The sequence below is a fragment of the Pseudoroseomonas cervicalis ATCC 49957 genome (assembly GCF_000164635.1).
Taxonomy (GTDB): Bacteria; Pseudomonadota; Alphaproteobacteria; order Acetobacterales; family Acetobacteraceae; genus Pseudoroseomonas; species Pseudoroseomonas cervicalis.
Window position 1 is genome coordinate 1 of sequence record NZ_GG771203.1, and the last position, 635, is coordinate 635.

Genomic DNA, 635 nt, shown 5'->3' on the forward strand with positions numbered 1-635 from the left:
CCGCGCCGCCCGCCCCGCCGCTGGCGGAGGCGCTGGCGGCCTATCCGGTCATCGCCCAGGTGCTGCGCCAGCAGCTCGACTCCGCCCTGCGCCGCAGCGAGGACGTGACCTATGAGCTGCATGAGCGGCTGAACCGGATCGACGCCCTGGCGCCGGCGCCGGACGCCGAGGCGGCCGACCCCGGCCAGGCCGAGGCGCTGCGCGGCCTGGTGCTGGAGGCGCTGGCGACGCTGCAATTCCAGGACATCCTGCGCCAGCAGCTGGGCCAGGCCGGCAGCGCGCTGGAGGCGCTGGCCGGGCACGCCACCGCGCTGGCGGCGCATCTGCGCGATCCCGCCGGCCACCCGCCGCCGCCGCCGCCCGAGGCGCTGCTGCGCCACATGCAGGACAGCTACGTGATGCAGGCGCAGCGCGACGCGCATCACGGCGTCACCGCCCGCCCCGCCGCGCCGCCCGGGATCGAACTGTTCTGAGGCACCGGCGGCAAGGGTCCGTGCAGCCCCGCGCGCTAGGAAGGGATGCGAAAAACGCTCTGACCGAGGTCGGCCCATGGCTCTGGTGAAATCCTACGAACTGCGCGGCGGCGGGCAGAAGGCGCCGCAGGAGCCACCGCCGCGCCCGGCCCGCCCCGCCGA

Annotated in this window: 1 protein-coding gene; it reads left to right on the forward strand. The window is 76.2% G+C overall.

Annotation, left to right across the window (positions count from 1 at the left end; translation table 11 throughout):
- The coding region (locus tag HMPREF0731_RS22580) for a hypothetical protein (protein ID WP_040614546.1) at positions 1–473 on the forward strand (473 nt) is incomplete at its 5' end.
- Positions 474–635: the final 162 nt, after the last annotated feature.